This is a genomic window from Pantoea sp. E956-1 (genome assembly GCF_982223955.1).
Genome location: NZ_CEUYZP010000001.1, coordinates 433,384 through 447,967 on the forward strand (window position 1 = coordinate 433,384; position 14,584 = coordinate 447,967).

Genomic DNA, 14,584 nt, shown 5'->3' on the forward strand with positions numbered 1-14,584 from the left:
ATTTCGTGCGGTAACGTAGAGCTCAGGACCAGGAAAAGATATGCTTCCGTCCATCCCTGTCTCTGCTTTGTGAACTATGAACAAAATTGTTTATGTAGAAGATGAACCCGAAGTGGGCTCACTGATTGCGGCCTATCTGGGTCGTCATGATATTGAAGTCATTGTCGAGATGCGCGGCGACCGTGCTGAAGCGGTCATTGCCGAACAGCAGCCCGATCTGGTGATGCTGGATATCATGTTGCCAGGCAAAGATGGCATGACTATCTGCCGTGACCTGCGGGCCAACTGGCAGGGGCCAATCGTGTTGCTTACCTCACTGGACAGCGACATGAACCATATTCTGGCCCTGGAGATGGGTGCGCAGGACTATATCCTGAAAACCACGCCGCCTGCGGTGCTGCTGGCCCGCCTGCGTCTGCATCTGCGTCAGTCGCAGCAGGCACAGCCGGACGATGCGCCCAGCACACCCGCCGCCAACCGTATGCTTCGTTTTGGCTCGCTGACCATCGATGCGCTGAACCGCCAGGTCACGCTGTTTGACGAGCAGATCGCCCTTTCCACCGCGGATTTCGATCTGCTGTGGGTACTCGCCAGCCATGCGGGCCAGACGCTTAACCGTGATGCGCTGCTGAAAACATTGCGTGGGGTCAGCTATGACGGCCTTGATCGCAGCATCGATGTGGCCATCTCCCGGTTGCGCAAAAAGTTGCACGACAGCGCCACCGAGCCGTTCCGCATTAAAACCATTCGTAATAAAGGCTATCTGTTTGCGCCCCAGGCCTGGGATACCCGCGGGCTATGAGAAAGCTTTTTATTCAGTTTTATCTGCTGCTGTTTGTCTGCTTTCTGGTGATGGCGCTGCTGGTGGGGCTGGTCTACAAGTTCACCGCTGAGCGTGCGGGCCGCCAGTCGATGAATGACCTGATGGCGAGTTCGCTCTACCTGATCCGCAGCGAACTGCGTGAGATCCCGCCGCGTGACTGGAATAAAACCATCAAAAGCCTCGATCTCGGCCTGTCGTTCGATCTGCACATCGAGCCGATGAACAAATATCAGCTTGATGAAGGCAACATGCGCCGGTTGCACGCCGGAGAGATCGTGGCGCTCGACGATCAATACACCTTTTTGCAGCATATTCCGCGCAGCCACTACGTGTTGTCAGTCGGGCCGATTCCCTATCTCTTCTACCTGCATCAGATGCGACTGCTGGATATTGCCCTTCTGGTGTTTATAGGGATGTCGCTGGCACTGCCGGTGTTTATCTGGCTGCGCCCCCACTGGCAGGAGATGCAGCGACTGGAAAAAGCGGCACAGCGCTTTGGCCGTGGCGAGCTGGACGTGCGCACCCATTTTGACAGCACCTCCAGCCTGTTCCGGCTCGGCATCGCCTTTAACCAGATGGCCGAGAACATCAATACGCTGGTCGCCAGTAAGAAGCAGCTGATAGACGGAATTGCGCATGAGCTGCGCACACCGCTGGTGCGGCTGCGTTACCGGCTGGAGATGAGCGACAACCTCACTGATGGCGAACGGGTGGCGCTGAATCGCGACATCGGCCAGCTCGAAAGCCTGATTGAGGAGCTGCTGACCTATGCGCGTCTTGATCGGCCGCGCGTCGATCTCAATCTGAAATCGCTGGATTTGGCCAGCTGGCTGCGCGAACGGCTTGACGATTTCCGTACCATTCATCCCGACGTACGGCTCGACCTTGAGCTGCCGCAGCGTGAAAATATCGGCATTTCTGATACCCGCCTGATGGAGCGGGTACTGGATAACCTGGTGAATAATGCGTTGCGTTATGCGCAGCAGCGGCTGCGCGTCAGTTTATGGTTCGACGGCCCGATAGGGTGTCTGCAGGTGGAAGATGACGGTCCGGGTATTCCGCCGGAAGAGCGTGCACGGGTTTTCGAACCCTTTGTCCGACTGGACCCCAGCCGCGATCGCGCCACGGGCGGCTGCGGACTGGGTCTGGCAATCGTTCACTCTATTGCCCAGGCGCTGAGCGGCACTGTGACCATAGAGTCCAGTCCGCTGGGCGGCGCCAGCGTTCGCTTTTGCTGGCCGGTTGATCTAACCTTGCGGGAAATTCCGCTGCGTTAAAAACCACAAGGAGTCTTACGTGACCTCAGCGTATCAACAACTTACCAAAACGTTCCAGCGCCTTTCCCGCTTCAGTCACGTCACGGCCATCGCCGGATGTGACATGCAAACCACCATGCCGCCAGGCGGCAGTCAGGCGCGTGGTGAAGCGCTGGCAGAAATGAGCGTTTTACAGCACCAGATCCTGACGGCCTCTCAGGTAGGTGAGTGGCTTAAGGCTGCTGAGCAGCAGTCGCTGAACGATGTCGAGCGGGCCAATCTCAACGAGATGCAGCGCGCTTACAAGCAGGCCACCCTGCTGCCTGATGAGTTTGTTGAAGCCAAATCGATCGCCGGGTCGGTTTGCGAACATGCATGGCGCACTCAGCGTCCCGCCAACGACTGGCAGGGCTTCGCCGCCAATCTCAAAGAGGTGGTGCGTCTGAGCCGTGAAGAAGCCCAGCGCCGCGCCGACGCCAGTGGCTGCTCGCGTTACGATGCGCTTCTGGATCTTTATGAACCGGGGATGACCCGCGCCCGGCTGGACGAAACTTTTGGCGAACTGAAAACCTGGCTGCCCGATCTGTTAAAGCAGGTCGTGGAAAAACAGGCGCAGCAGACTGTTGTCACGCCGCAGGGACCGTTCGCCCTGCCTGCTCAGCGTCAGCTCGGCCTGAGCATCATGGAAACGCTGGGTTTCGACTTTAACCATGGCCGGCTGGATATCAGTGCGCATCCCTTCTGCGGTGGCGTGCCGGAAGATGTGCGCATTACCACCCGTTACAACGAGAATGAGTTTCTCAGCGCCCTGATGGGCGTGATCCACGAAACCGGCCACGCCCGCTATGAACAAAATCTGCCGCAGCAGTGGCGCGGGCAGCCGGTGGCGCTGGCGCGCTCCACCGCTATCCACGAATCACAAAGCCTGTTTATGGAGATGCAGCTTGGTCGCAGCCGCGAATTCCTGCAGCGCATTTTGCCGCAGGTGATCGCCACCTTTGGCGATCAGCCTGCCCTGCAGGCGGATAATTTTGTGCGCCTGACCCAACAGGTTAAGCCTGGCCTGATCCGGGTTGACGCTGATGAGCTCAGCTATCCGGCGCATGTCATTCTGCGTTATGAAATCGAGCAGGCGCTGATAGAAGGCGAGATTGAGGTTGAGGATATTCCGGCGCTGTGGGATGAGAAAATGATGCAGTCGCTGGGTCTGGATACCCGGGGTAACTACCGCGATGGCTGTATGCAGGATATCCACTGGACCGACGGCGCCTTTGGCTACTTCCCGACCTATACGCTGGGCGCGATGTACGCCGCGCAGCTGTTCCGCTCGGTACATCTTGCGATTCCTCAGCTCAGCGAGCTGATTCAGCACGGTGAGCTGCAGCCGGTATTCGACTGGCTGCAACAGAACATCTGGCAGCACGGCAGCCGTTTCTCCACCGATCAGCTGCTGATCAACGCCACCGGCGAAGCGCTGAATCCGGCTTTCTTCCGCCAGCACCTTGAACAACGTTACCTGAATAGCTAAGCTCTCGGGCGGTCTGCTGACCGCCCTTTCCCGCCTTTGTACAATCGGTTACACGCCGATACCAAACACCCACGGACACCGTTCATTGATATCCCTATAGTCTCTTCACCGGCCCCGCAGTGGGCTACACATGAAAAAATAGTCTTCGAGGGATTTGCAATGAAAAAATTATTTGCACTGGTTGTCGCCGCTGCTATGGGTATGTCTTCTGTTGCTTTCGCTGCTGATACTTCAGCTGCTCCAGCTGCTGCGCCAGCCGCAACAACCACTACTACCGCTGCAGCACCGGCTAAAACCGTTCACAAAGCTGCGCACAAGAAACACCATAAAGCCGCTCAGAAAGCCCAGGCTGCTAAGAAACACCACAAAAAAGCTGTGAAAAAAGATGCCGCGCAGAAAGCGCAGGCTGCTAAAAAAGTTCACCATAAAAAAGTAGCTAAACCTGCTGCACAGAAAGCCCAGGCCGCTAAAAAAGTTCACCACAAAAAAGCCACTAAACCAGCTGCTCAGAAAGCCCAGGCCGCTAAAAAAGTTCACCACAAAAAAGCCACTCAGCCAGCCGCTCAGAAAGCCCAGGCTGCTAAAAAAGTTCACCACAAAAAAGTAGCTAAACCTGCTGCACAGAAAGCTCAGGCTGCTAAAAAAGTTCACCACAAAAAAGTTGTGAAACCAGCAGCTAAAAACTAAGGTCGCCTTCAGCGCACGGCCACGAGATGATGATTAAAAACACCCGGTTCTGCCGGGTGTTTCTTTACTGGAGTCGATGATATGGTGCGTCGCTATCGCTTCGAAATTATTCTGCTGGTGATGATCCTGTGTGGCATTGTTGCGGCAAGCTTTTTTGTTTAACCGCTGTAGCGTACTGATTAACCAATAAAACTCCCTTTTTCAACGCTCACCGACTATAGTTACCGTACTTACGTAATAACAATAACGTTAATTTTTTCTCGCCATTGAGATTTCTATGCGCCTGGCTACCCTGTTAATGGTTGGACTCTTCAGCTTTGCCACCACGGTTCATGCCGATGATGACGATGACTCGCCTACTCCTGCTGAAATTAAGATGCTGTTTTTCGGTAAGGATCATCGCCAGGCAATCACCGATATTACCGCTGCCCCCTGGGATGCTATTGGTCAGCTGGAAACCGAAAGCGGCAACCTCTGTACTGCCACGCTTATCTCTCCCCATCTGGCACTGACCGCCGGACACTGCCTGCTTGCCCCGCCGGGTAATTTTGATAAGCCGGTTGCGCTGCGATTTATGGCCAGTGATAAAGGCTGGCGCTACGAGCTTCACGATATTGATGCGCGGGTTGAACCCTCGCTGGCGTCAAAGTTAAAAGCGGACGGTGAAGGCTGGATCGTGCCGAGCAGTGCAGCACCCTATGATTACGGCATCGTGATTTTACGCAATCCGCCCTCAGCGATTACGCCAATTCCGCTGTTCGATGGCTCACGCAGCGATCTCACTGCGGCGCTGAAGCTGACCGGTCGCAAAGTCACCCAGGCGGGCTATCCGGCTGATCATCTGGACACGCTTTACTCCCACAGCGATTGCCTGATTACCGGCTGGGCGCAGCGCGCCGTGCTGTCGCATCAGTGTGACACCCTGCCGGGTGACAGTGGTTCCCCACTGCTGCTCAACAGCGATAAAGGCTGGCAGTTAATCGCGGTACAAAGCTCAGCACCGGCTGCGAAAGATCGCTATCTGGCTGATAACCGCGCGATTTCCGTCACCTCATTTAAAGATAAGCTGGAATCCCTGGCGCAGTAGCCCGCACTCTTACCCTCATTACCGGATGCGCGCCGGTTACGGCGCGCATCCCGGCACTTAACCCGCTATCTGCTCCATCATCTGCAGAATGCGCTTATCTGAGATGGGATAAGGCGTACCCAGTTGCTGAGCAAAGTAACTGATACGCAGCTCTTCGATCATCCAGCGGATGCTCTGCACCTCTTCATCATCCTGACGCTGCGGCGGCAGCTTGTTGCGCCACGCCTGATAAGCCTGCTCCACTGCCTGCACTTTTAACATCCGCGCACGATCGCTGTGCGGATCGGCAGGCAGTTTTTCCAGTCGGCGCTCAATCCCATGCAGATAACGCAGCGTATCGGCCAGTCGCTGCCAGCCGTTGCCGGTGACAAAGCCGCGATAAACCAGGCCACTTAACTGCGCTTTGATGTCAGATAACGCCAGCGCCATGGTCATATCGACCCGGCCCTTCAGCCGCTTATTAATGTTGAAGACTGCCGTCAGGATCTGCTCGACCTGCTTCGCGATGGTCACCACGGTTTCATTGAGTTCGCCGCGCACTTTGTCACGCAACTGCTCAAACGAGGTTTGATCCCAGGCCGGCCCGCCCGCTTCCCCCATCAGCTTGTCGATGCCACAGGCAATGCAGTCGTCAATCAGCTCCAGCACTTTGCCATAAGGGTTAAAGTAGAGTCCGAGCTTGGCTTTGTTCGGCAGCTTCTCGTGCAGATATTTAACCGGTGACGGCACATTCAGCAGCAGCAGACGACGCTGACCGCGCCACATCATTTTTTGCTGCTCCTGCTCGCTGTCAAACAGACGAATGGCGACGCTCTCTTTCTCGTCCACCAGCGCAGGCCAGGCTTTAACCTGGTAGCCGCCGCGCTTCTGTTCATAGCTGCGTGGCAGATCGCCAAAACTCCAGATATGCAGCCCGCTCTGCTCCAGCCCGTCATCCGCCACTTTCGACAGCGTTTCCTGCACTTTATCTTTCAGCTGTGTCTTAAGCGCAGTGAGATCTTTGCCTTCCAGCAGTTTACGGTTGTGCTCGTCGACTACCCGGAACGTCATTTTCAGATGATCGGGCACCTGTTCCCACTGCCAGTTTTCACGCTCCAGCGTGACGCCGGTCATGCGGCGAAATTCCCGCGCCAGCGCATCAGGCAGCGGCATCTCCATCGCTTTCACTCTTCCTAAGAACGCCTCGGCGTAGTTGGGCGCCGGCACCAGGTTGCGTCGCAGCGGCTTTGGCAGCGACTTAATCAGTGCGATGATCAGTTCACGGCGTACACCGGGGATCTGCCACTCAAAACCGCTATCCTCTACCTGGTTCAGCAGCGGCAGCGGAATATGTACCGTCACGCCATCCGCATCTGCGCCCGGCTCGAACTGATAACTCAGCTTCAGTTTGAGGTTGCCCTGATGCCAGAAGTTGGGGTAGTCGAGCTGACTGACTTTATCCGCGCCCTCTTTGATCAGCATCTGCTTGTCGAAATTCAGCAGTTCTGCGTTTTCGCGACTGGCCTGTTTCCACCAGCTGTCGAAATGCTTCGCCGAGACCACCTCTTTGCCAATGCGCTGGTCATAAAAAGCGAACAGCGTTTCGTCATCGACCAGAATGTCGCGACGACGGGATTTGTGTTCCAGATCTTCCACTTCGCTGCGCAGCTTCTGGTTTGCGCGGAAGAAGGCGTGTCGGGTCTGCCAGTCGCCCTCCACCAGCGCGTGACGAATAAACAGTTCACGACTCAGGGTGGGATCGATGCTGCCATAGTTAATTTTTCGGGCGGCGACAATCGGCAGGCCATAGAGCGTGACTTTTTCGCTGGCCATCACCGCGCCCTGCGATTTCTCCCAGTGCGGTTCACTGTAGCTGCGCTTGATCAGATGCTGTGCCAGCGGCTCAATCCACTCCGGTTCAATACGGCCCGCCGTGCGGCCCCAAAGGCGGCTGGTCTCGACCAGTTCCGCCACCATGGTCCACTTCGGCGGCTTTTTAAACAGCCCGGAGCCAGGGAAGATCGCGAAGCGGGTATTGCGCGCGCCGGTATACTCCTGCTTATCGGTGTCTTTCTGCCCGATATGCGACAGCAGACCGCTTAACAGCGCGCAGTGAACGGGCTGCAGCTCAGCCGGTTCACTGTTAACCGGAATGCCGAGTTCACGCACCACCTGCCGCAGCTGGGTGTAGATATCCTGCCATTCCCGCACGCGCAGATAGTTAAGGAAATCGCTTTTGCACTGGCGGCGGAAAACATTACCGGACAGCGCTTTCTGCTGCTCCGCCAGATAGTTCCAGAGGTTCACATAGGCGAGGAAGTCGGAGTCTTTGTCGGCAAAGCGTCGGTGCTTTTCATCGGACGCCTGCTTTTTATCTGCCGGACGCTCACGCGGGTCCTGAATCGACAGGCCTGCGGTGATAATCATCACTTCACGCACGCAGCCAAATTTCTGCGCTTCCAGCACCATCCGCGCCAGGCGCGGATCCACCGGCAGCTGCGCCAGCTGACGCCCGGAACCGGTGAGCTTGTAGTGACCGTTTTCTTCGTTCAGGGTCAGCGCGCCCAGCTCTTCCAGCAGGCGGACGCCATCCTGGATATTGCGCTTATCGGGCGCTTCCACAAACGGGAAGGCGGCGATATCGCCGAGGCCCAGCGAGGTCATCTGCAGGATCACTGACGCCAGGTTGGTGCGCAGGATTTCAGGATCGGTAAAGGCCGGACGACTCAGGAAGTCATCTTCTGCATAGAGACGGATACAGATACCGTCTGAAACGCGGCCGCAACGCCCTTTACGCTGGTTGGCAGACGCCTGTGATATCGGTTCAATCGGCAGGCGCTGCACTTTGGTACGGAAACTGTAACGACTGATACGCGCGGTGCCAGGATCGATCACATATTTAATCCCCGGCACCGTCAGTGAGGTTTCCGCGACGTTGGTCGCCAGCACGATACGACGGCCACTGTGCGACTGAAACACCCGGTTCTGTTCGGCGTTCGACAGTCGCGCATAGAGCGGCAGCACTTCGGTGTGCGGCAGATCGCGTTTGTTCAGCGCGTCGGCGGTATCACGTATTTCACGCTCACCACTCATGAAGATCAGGATATCGCCCCGACTTTCGCGGCCCAGCTCATCTACCGCATCAAAAATCGCCTGCAGCTGGTCACGATCGCCATCATCCGCCTCTTCGATCACCGGCCGATAGCGCACTTCAACCGGATAGGTCCGGCCTGAGACTTCAATCACCGGCGCATTATTGAAATGACGTGAGAAACGCTGTGGATCGATGGTGGCGGAAGTGATAATCACTTTCAGATCGGGGCGACGCGGCAACAGCTCACGCAGATAACCGAGCAGGAAATCGATATTCAGGCTGCGTTCGTGCGCTTCATCAATAATGATGGTGTCATATTGCATCAGCAGACGATCCTGCTGGATCTCCGCCAGCAGAATCCCGTCGGTCATCAGTTTAATCTGCGTCAGGTCACTGACCTGGTCGTTAAACCGCACTTTATAGCCGACGCAACCGCCCAGCGAAGTGCTGAGCTCATCGGCAATGCGGTTCGCCACGGTACGCGCGGCCAGACGGCGCGGCTGCGTATGACCAATCAGCCCCGTCACACCCCGTCCCAGCGCCAGACAGATTTTCGGCAGCTGCGTGGTTTTACCCGAGCCGGTTTCACCGGCGACAATCACCACCTGGTGATCGCGAATTGCCTCAGCAATATCCTGCTGCTTCTGACTGACCGGCAGATTGTCCGGGAAGGTAATGGCTGGCGTGGCCGCACGGCGCTGGGCCACGCGCTGCTCGGCAGCGATAAAGTCCTGCTCAAGCTCGGTGGCGATGCCCTGCTGTGCCTCGGGATTTTTAGCTTTTCTGGCACCCTGCAAACGGCGCTGTAACCGCTGGCGATCGCGCAGCATTACACCATCGAGGCGTGACCAGAGCGCGGCCAGTGGGGAAGTATCGGGAGATGACATAATAGTGACGTACCTTACTCAGACGGTGTCGCTGCGTGACGCAGCGCCCTGCAAGCCGGGATAACCAGCTGATTCAATAAAATTAATTGCGCGCATCATAGCACATTCTGAACTGTTCCGGCGGCTGGCCCCGGTTACGCTTATTCAATAAATTCGAACATGGGTCTCGAAATATTGCGCTTTCACCGCGCCATCGATAACCGTAGAGTGTAAACCATTGAGCGGAAAGTCTTCCGCGTAACAGACAGGAAACCACCATGAGCAAAGTTTTAGTTCTGAAATCAAGCATCCTTGCAGGCTATTCACAATCAAGCCAGCTCGCTGACTTCTACATCGAACAGGCAAAGGCCCAGGGTAAAGAGGTTACCGTACGTGACCTGGCAGCTAACCCGATTCCGGTACTGGATGGCGAGTTAGTGGGTGCAATGCGTCCGTCTGATACTCCGCTGTCACCTCGTCAGCAGGAGGCTCTGGACCTGTCTGATGAACTGATTGCAGAACTGCAGGCTCATGATGAAGTGGTGATTGCCGCGCCAATGTACAACTTCAACATCCCGACGCAGCTGAAAAACTATTTCGACCTGATTGCCCGTGCTGGCGTGACGTTCCGCTACACCGAAGCAGGCCCGGAAGGTCTGGTTAAAGGCAAAACGGCAGTCGTTATCTCCAGCCGTGGCGGCATTCACAAAGATACCCCAACTGACCTGCTGACCCCTTACGTCAAGCTATTCCTGGGCTTCATCGGCATCACTGACGTCGAGTTCGTGTTTGCTGAAGGCATCGCTTACGGTCCGGAAGTGGCCAGCAAAGCGACCGCTGAAGCGAAAGACGCTATCAAGCAGATCGTGACTGCGTAAGTCTCTGTCATCTCAGGATGACGCGGTAAAAAACCGGGCCATGCGCCCGGTTTTTTTTCGCCGGTTACTGACTGCCTTCTGCCGCTTTTCTCAGCCACTGACCGTTGATGCCGCGCACATATTCGCCCGCTGCCGCACGGCTCACCAGCTTCTGTCCGGCAATACTGGCGACATCGGCCGTGGAGAGATTATTCTGTTCTGCCAGCCGCTGATACTCCTGCTGACGTCCGGCATTAATCCGCTGCACCAGCGCCAGCGTTTCACTATCCTGCGCACGTGCCGCCAGATAGCCTGAGAGTGTTTCACCTGCCCGCCCCGATTGCCGCGCCTGATCCAGCGTCAGAGCCCAGGCAGGCTGCGCCATCGTCAGGGCGAGGAACAGCACCGCGAATATGCGTTTCATCGTTGCTCTCCTCAGAACAGACCGCTCTGGTTTTTCAGTAGCGCTTCGACATCTTTATCGACTTTGATGTGGATCTCATGCTCGATTCTTACGTTCATGTTGATGGTGATAGGATCTTTGGGTGCCGTGACTTCAATGCGCGGCACGCAGCCGATGCTCAGCAGTCCGGCTGCCAGAACCAGTAGTGCCCTCAGGCTCATGGTGAAGTGTCCTTGTTGGATGGCAAATTCGCATGTTGCTCTAACCAGGATTGCAAATTATCGCCAAAGCGCAGACTGCGCCAGAGCTGAAACAGGTTTTCCTGATGATGATAGTTGAGATTAACCGTCTGACGACGGTTACTGAACTGGCTGACGCCCTGCACCTGCGCCTCCATAGTGAGGTCGCCAAGATTATCCAGATTGATCGTGGCCCAGCTGCGAGACACCTCCATATAGCGTAACCAGTCCAGCGCGGCGCCCGTCGCCACGTTATTGCGGGTAATCGCATCCGCCATATCTTTATCCAGCCGGAAGGTCAGCGGCCCGCTGTTGGCAATCCACCCTTTCTCCACCAGCCAGTGTGGATTATTGAGCCACAGCGGCAGTTCACCGTTGACCTTGCCCGACATGGCAAACTGTTTAGGTTTCAGCGCCGTCACCAGCTCGCTGAGACTGATGTTACGCAGTGACACCCGGGCTGGCTCATGCTGCGGCATGCGCAAAGCGGGCAGCGTAATTTGTCCGCCCAGCAGATCAAGGCTGACATCCTGCAACGTCAGCGGCGCCTGTTCGGACCACGGCCAGTTACCCTGCAGGTCAGCGCGAATATTCTGCATCGCAAACTGGTTTTTCACCTCGGCAATGCGCAGTGAAACCGGGCCATGCTGACCAAACTGCCATTGCTGTTCATGGAATCTGAACGGCAACGAGAAGTCGATACCGTTCACCTGACTGTCCGGCGTCCAGACGCTGCCCTGTTTTACCGTCCAGTGGCCTCCCGCCTGGAAACCCTGTTCACTTGCGGCTGAAAATGCAACCTGTGCCTGCAAGCTGCCGCCCTGAATCTGCATTTTCATGTCGGGGCTGAGTAACGGCTGAAACACCGTCAGCGACTGTGCCGGCCACCAGGCCTGGCCGCGCAGCCGTTCGCCATCCCAGCGGCCATTAACCCGCAGCGGGCCTGCCTTGCCCGCTTGTAAAGTGCCTCGCCAGATAAAATAGCCGGGATCACGACCTTTCGCCTCAAAGTCGAGCGTGGCGTCTGCCAGTCGCCCGCCATAGCTGAAGCGGGTCTCTCCCGCCTGCAGGCGGAAATGCCCATTGAAGGCCGGATGCGCCGCATCACGCTGCCAGTTTACCGGTTTAGTCAGTGTCAGACGCGGTTTTGAAACGTTGACACTGCCATACGCCAGCTGATTAAAACCGGTGGACAAGGTATCCAGATGGATCAGGGTGTCGTGCCAGCCGCCGGTGCCTTTGAGATCCCAGCGCGCCTGCAGCGGCAGCATCTCGCCACCGCCCCAATAGCGCCAGTTCCATTCGCCCTTATCGGGCCAGAAATCAGTGGCGCGGCCATCAAGATGCAACCGGAAGCGGCCAAAACTGGCATCGTGCGCATTGAGAATGGCCTGCAGACGGCCATCAATACCCTGCGAGGAGAGTCGCACGCCCGCCAGCGGCCAGCGCGCTTCGTCCACTTCCAGCGTTGACAGCAGCCGGCCGCGCAGGCGCAGCAGCGATTTAGGTTGCAGCACTAACTGAGGATCGAGCAGCGAGCCGCTGAGCACGCCCGGAATGGAGCCGTAAAGTTGAAAATCGGCCAGTTTGCTTTCGCCGGTCAGCTGAAAAGGCAGATTACTGTTAGTCAGGCTGAGGTTGCCGGGACCGACGCCGAGCACAACGTTGCCCTTGCCGCCGCGTCCCTGAGTCAGCAGGCTGACGCGACCGGCGATCAGGCTTCCCTCAAGGCCAGACTGCCAGTTATCCAGCGTCAGGTTAACAAACCCTGATAGCGGCTGTGCCGCCAGTGGCCAGAAGTATTCGCCCTTTTCAATCCGAATCTGATCGCGGCTGATCTGCCAGGGCAGTCTGAGAAGTGGCCTGTTCTCTTCTGCCATTGCTACGCGTAGCTCGCCCTGCTGCTGCTGCCAGTTAAGTGTCAGCTGCAGTGGATGCGGCAAGGCGTCCAGCGCCAGCTGTCCCGCCACCTCACCATTGACCGGCAGATCCGTGGCAAAGGCAGGTAATTCCAGATGACCACTCAGTGTGACGGGTTCAGGAAGTGCAGGATGAGTGAGTGTCAGGCGGGTAATAGCGAGTTGCTGACCGGTCAGCGTCGCGGCCAGCTGGAGGTTATCGCCCTGATAAGTGAGTTGCTGACGATCTTTTTCCAGCGTCAGATCCAGCGCGCCCGCATAGGTCTGCCACGGCGCAACGATCAGTTTGCCCAGATGAATGTCGGCCCCAGGCAGCATTGCCTGCCATTCGGCCAGCGTTTTGGGGGCTGCCGTGCTGTCATCACTGGCAGGTAATTTTTGCAGGCAGGTGCTATCCAGCGTCAACTCTGCCGCATTCAGTTTCCAGCGCGACTGATGCCAGCCCAGGGACACCGCCTTTACCATTGCCAGTGAGCAGTCCCCTGCGAGATAACGAATTTGTGGCAACCACAGGCCACCCTCCCGCCAGCGCGGTGTGCCTGACAGCTCAATGCGGGTCTCTTCAGGTAGCCAGATGCCGACCAGCCGCGGCAGCCATTGCGTCACAGTCAACATCAGGCCGAGCAGCAGCAGTATCAGCGCCAGAATGGCCGCCAGCCGTCGCCGGAACATCCGTGGCATAAAAGCCATAATCCTTTTCCTTACCGTATCCTGACAACGATGATGGCATGTAATCTGCCACAGGTGAAGGTCTGCGCCGGGTGCAAGTCAGCTCTTTCAGCAAAGTCAGTCAGAAAACGTTATCCTTGGTCTATCACCTCTGCAGGAGCACAACGATGAAAATCGCGGTTTACAGCACCAAGCATTACGATCAGAAATACCTTGAGCAGGTCAATCAGCAGTTCGGCTTTGAGCTGATGTTTTATGACTTTTTACTCTCTGAAAGCACGGCCAAAACCGCTGTGGGTTGCGATGCCGTCTGTATCTTTGTAAACGATGACGGCAGCCGTCCGGTACTGGAGGAGCTGGCCGAACTGGGTGTGAAATATATTGCGCTGCGCTGTGCCGGTTTCAACAATGTCGATCTGGCTGCTGCAAAAGAGCTGGGGCTGGAGGTCGTGCGGGTTCCGGCCTATTCACCGGAAGCGGTCGCGGAACATACTATCGGCCTGATGATGACCCTGAACCGGCGTATTCATCGTGCTTATCAGCGTACCCGCGACGCGAACTTTTCGCTTGATGGTCTCACCGGCTTCAACATGCATAACAAAACCGCGGGTGTTATCGGTACCGGTAAAATCGGGATTGCGACGATGCGCATTCTGAAAGGTTTTGGTATGCGGCTGCTGGCGTATGATCCCTACCCGAGTGAGCAGGCGCTGGAACTGGGCGCGGAATATGTCGATCTGAAGACGCTGTTTGCTGAATCCCACGTCATTACGCTGCACTGTCCGCTGACGCCGGAGAATCATCATCTGCTCAACGCCGAGGCGTTTAAACAGATGCGTGATGGCGTAATGATTATCAACACCAGTCGTGGTGGCCTGATTGATTCACAGGCGGCGATTGACGCGCTGAAACAGCAGAAAATTGGCGCGCTCGGCATGGATGTTTATGAAAATGAACGTGACTTGTTCTTTGAAGATAAGTCGAATGATGTGATTCAGGACGATGTATTCCGCCGTCTGTCGGCGTGCCACAACGTGTTGTTTACCGGCCATCAGGCGTTTTTAACTGCCGAAGCGCTGACCGCCATTTCTGAAACGACACTGAATAATCTCAGTCAGCTCGACCGGGGTGAAGACTGCCCGAACCGGCTCTCTGCCTGACTGTGCGGGCCGGAGCA

At 56.6% G+C, this 14,584-nt stretch carries 12 protein-coding genes; 8 read left to right on the forward strand and 4 right to left on the reverse strand.

Annotated features, from left to right (window positions below; all coding sequences use genetic code 11):
• The first annotated feature begins 76 nt into the window (after positions 1 to 76).
• The 6 genes from rstA to AC0T7J_RS02130 all read left to right on the forward strand — a co-directional run bounded on the left by rstA (position 77) and on the right by AC0T7J_RS02130 (position 5,381).
• Positions 77 to 802 carry a two-component system response regulator RstA gene (gene rstA / locus AC0T7J_RS02105; RefSeq protein ID WP_473791833.1) on the forward strand — a complete coding sequence of 242 codons (726 nt, stop codon included), beginning with the start codon at positions 77 to 79 and terminating at the stop codon, positions 800 to 802.
• Positions 799 to 2,100, forward strand: a complete 1,302-nt coding sequence (rstB, locus tag AC0T7J_RS02110; RefSeq protein WP_473791835.1) for a two-component system sensor histidine kinase RstB — start codon at positions 799 to 801, stop codon at positions 2,098 to 2,100. Before rstA ends, rstB begins: the two co-directional genes overlap by 4 nt.
• 19 nt (positions 2,101 to 2,119) lie before the next feature.
• A complete protein-coding gene (locus AC0T7J_RS02115) occupies positions 2,120 to 3,607 on the forward strand; it encodes a carboxypeptidase M32 (protein ID WP_473791837.1) in 1,488 nt (495 codons plus the stop codon).
• Between the two features lie 159 nt (positions 3,608 to 3,766).
• Positions 3,767 to 4,294, forward strand: a complete 528-nt coding sequence (asr, locus tag AC0T7J_RS02120) for an acid resistance repetitive basic protein Asr (RefSeq protein WP_473791838.1) — start codon at positions 3,767 to 3,769, stop codon at positions 4,292 to 4,294.
• Between the two features lie 81 nt (positions 4,295 to 4,375).
• Complete coding sequence (gene ydgU / locus AC0T7J_RS02125) at positions 4,376 to 4,456, forward strand: small membrane protein YdgU (protein WP_010244657.1); 81 nt, start codon at positions 4,376 to 4,378, stop codon at positions 4,454 to 4,456.
• Between the two features lie 115 nt (positions 4,457 to 4,571).
• Entirely contained in the window at positions 4,572 to 5,381 is an 810-nt protein-coding gene (locus AC0T7J_RS02130; protein ID WP_010670211.1) for a trypsin-like serine peptidase, read from the forward strand.
• A 57-nt stretch (positions 5,382 to 5,438) separates the two neighbouring features.
• Here the strand turns inward: AC0T7J_RS02130 and hrpA are convergent, their stop codons facing one another.
• The gene (hrpA, locus tag AC0T7J_RS02135) at positions 5,439 to 9,341 is read right to left on the reverse strand and encodes an ATP-dependent RNA helicase HrpA (RefSeq protein WP_473791841.1); all 3,903 of its coding nucleotides are present in this window, start codon (positions 9,339 to 9,341) and stop codon (positions 5,439 to 5,441) included.
• A 257-nt stretch (positions 9,342 to 9,598) separates the two neighbouring features.
• Between hrpA and azoR the strand changes: the two genes are divergently transcribed.
• Positions 9,599 to 10,198: an FMN-dependent NADH-azoreductase gene (gene azoR / locus AC0T7J_RS02140; RefSeq protein WP_010244651.1), complete on the forward strand. Its 600-nt coding sequence runs from the start codon at positions 9,599 to 9,601 to the stop codon at positions 10,196 to 10,198.
• A 64-nt stretch (positions 10,199 to 10,262) separates the two neighbouring features.
• Here azoR and AC0T7J_RS02145 read toward each other — a convergent pair whose 3' ends face one another.
• The 3 genes from AC0T7J_RS02145 to AC0T7J_RS02155 are packed head-to-tail and all read right to left on the reverse strand — an operon-like array spanning position 10,263 to position 13,428.
• Entirely contained in the window at positions 10,263 to 10,601 is a 339-nt protein-coding gene (locus tag AC0T7J_RS02145) for a YdbL family probable chaperone protein (protein WP_473791843.1), read from the reverse strand.
• A gap of 11 nt (positions 10,602 to 10,612) precedes the next feature.
• Positions 10,613 to 10,801 carry a YnbE family lipoprotein gene (locus AC0T7J_RS02150; protein WP_260058260.1) on the reverse strand — a complete coding sequence of 63 codons (189 nt, stop codon included), beginning with the start codon at positions 10,799 to 10,801 and terminating at the stop codon, positions 10,613 to 10,615.
• Positions 10,798 to 13,428 (reverse strand): YdbH family protein, encoded by a 2,631-nt coding sequence (locus AC0T7J_RS02155; protein ID WP_473791844.1) that lies wholly within the window; start codon positions 13,426 to 13,428, stop codon positions 10,798 to 10,800. The genes AC0T7J_RS02150 and AC0T7J_RS02155 overlap by 4 nt, the downstream gene beginning before the upstream one ends.
• 146 nt (positions 13,429 to 13,574) lie before the next feature.
• On the opposite strand from AC0T7J_RS02155, the gene AC0T7J_RS02160 reads away from it, so the two are divergent.
• Positions 13,575 to 14,567, forward strand: a complete 993-nt coding sequence (locus tag AC0T7J_RS02160; protein ID WP_473791845.1) for a 2-hydroxyacid dehydrogenase — start codon at positions 13,575 to 13,577, stop codon at positions 14,565 to 14,567.
• Positions 14,568 to 14,584: the final 17 nt, after the last annotated feature.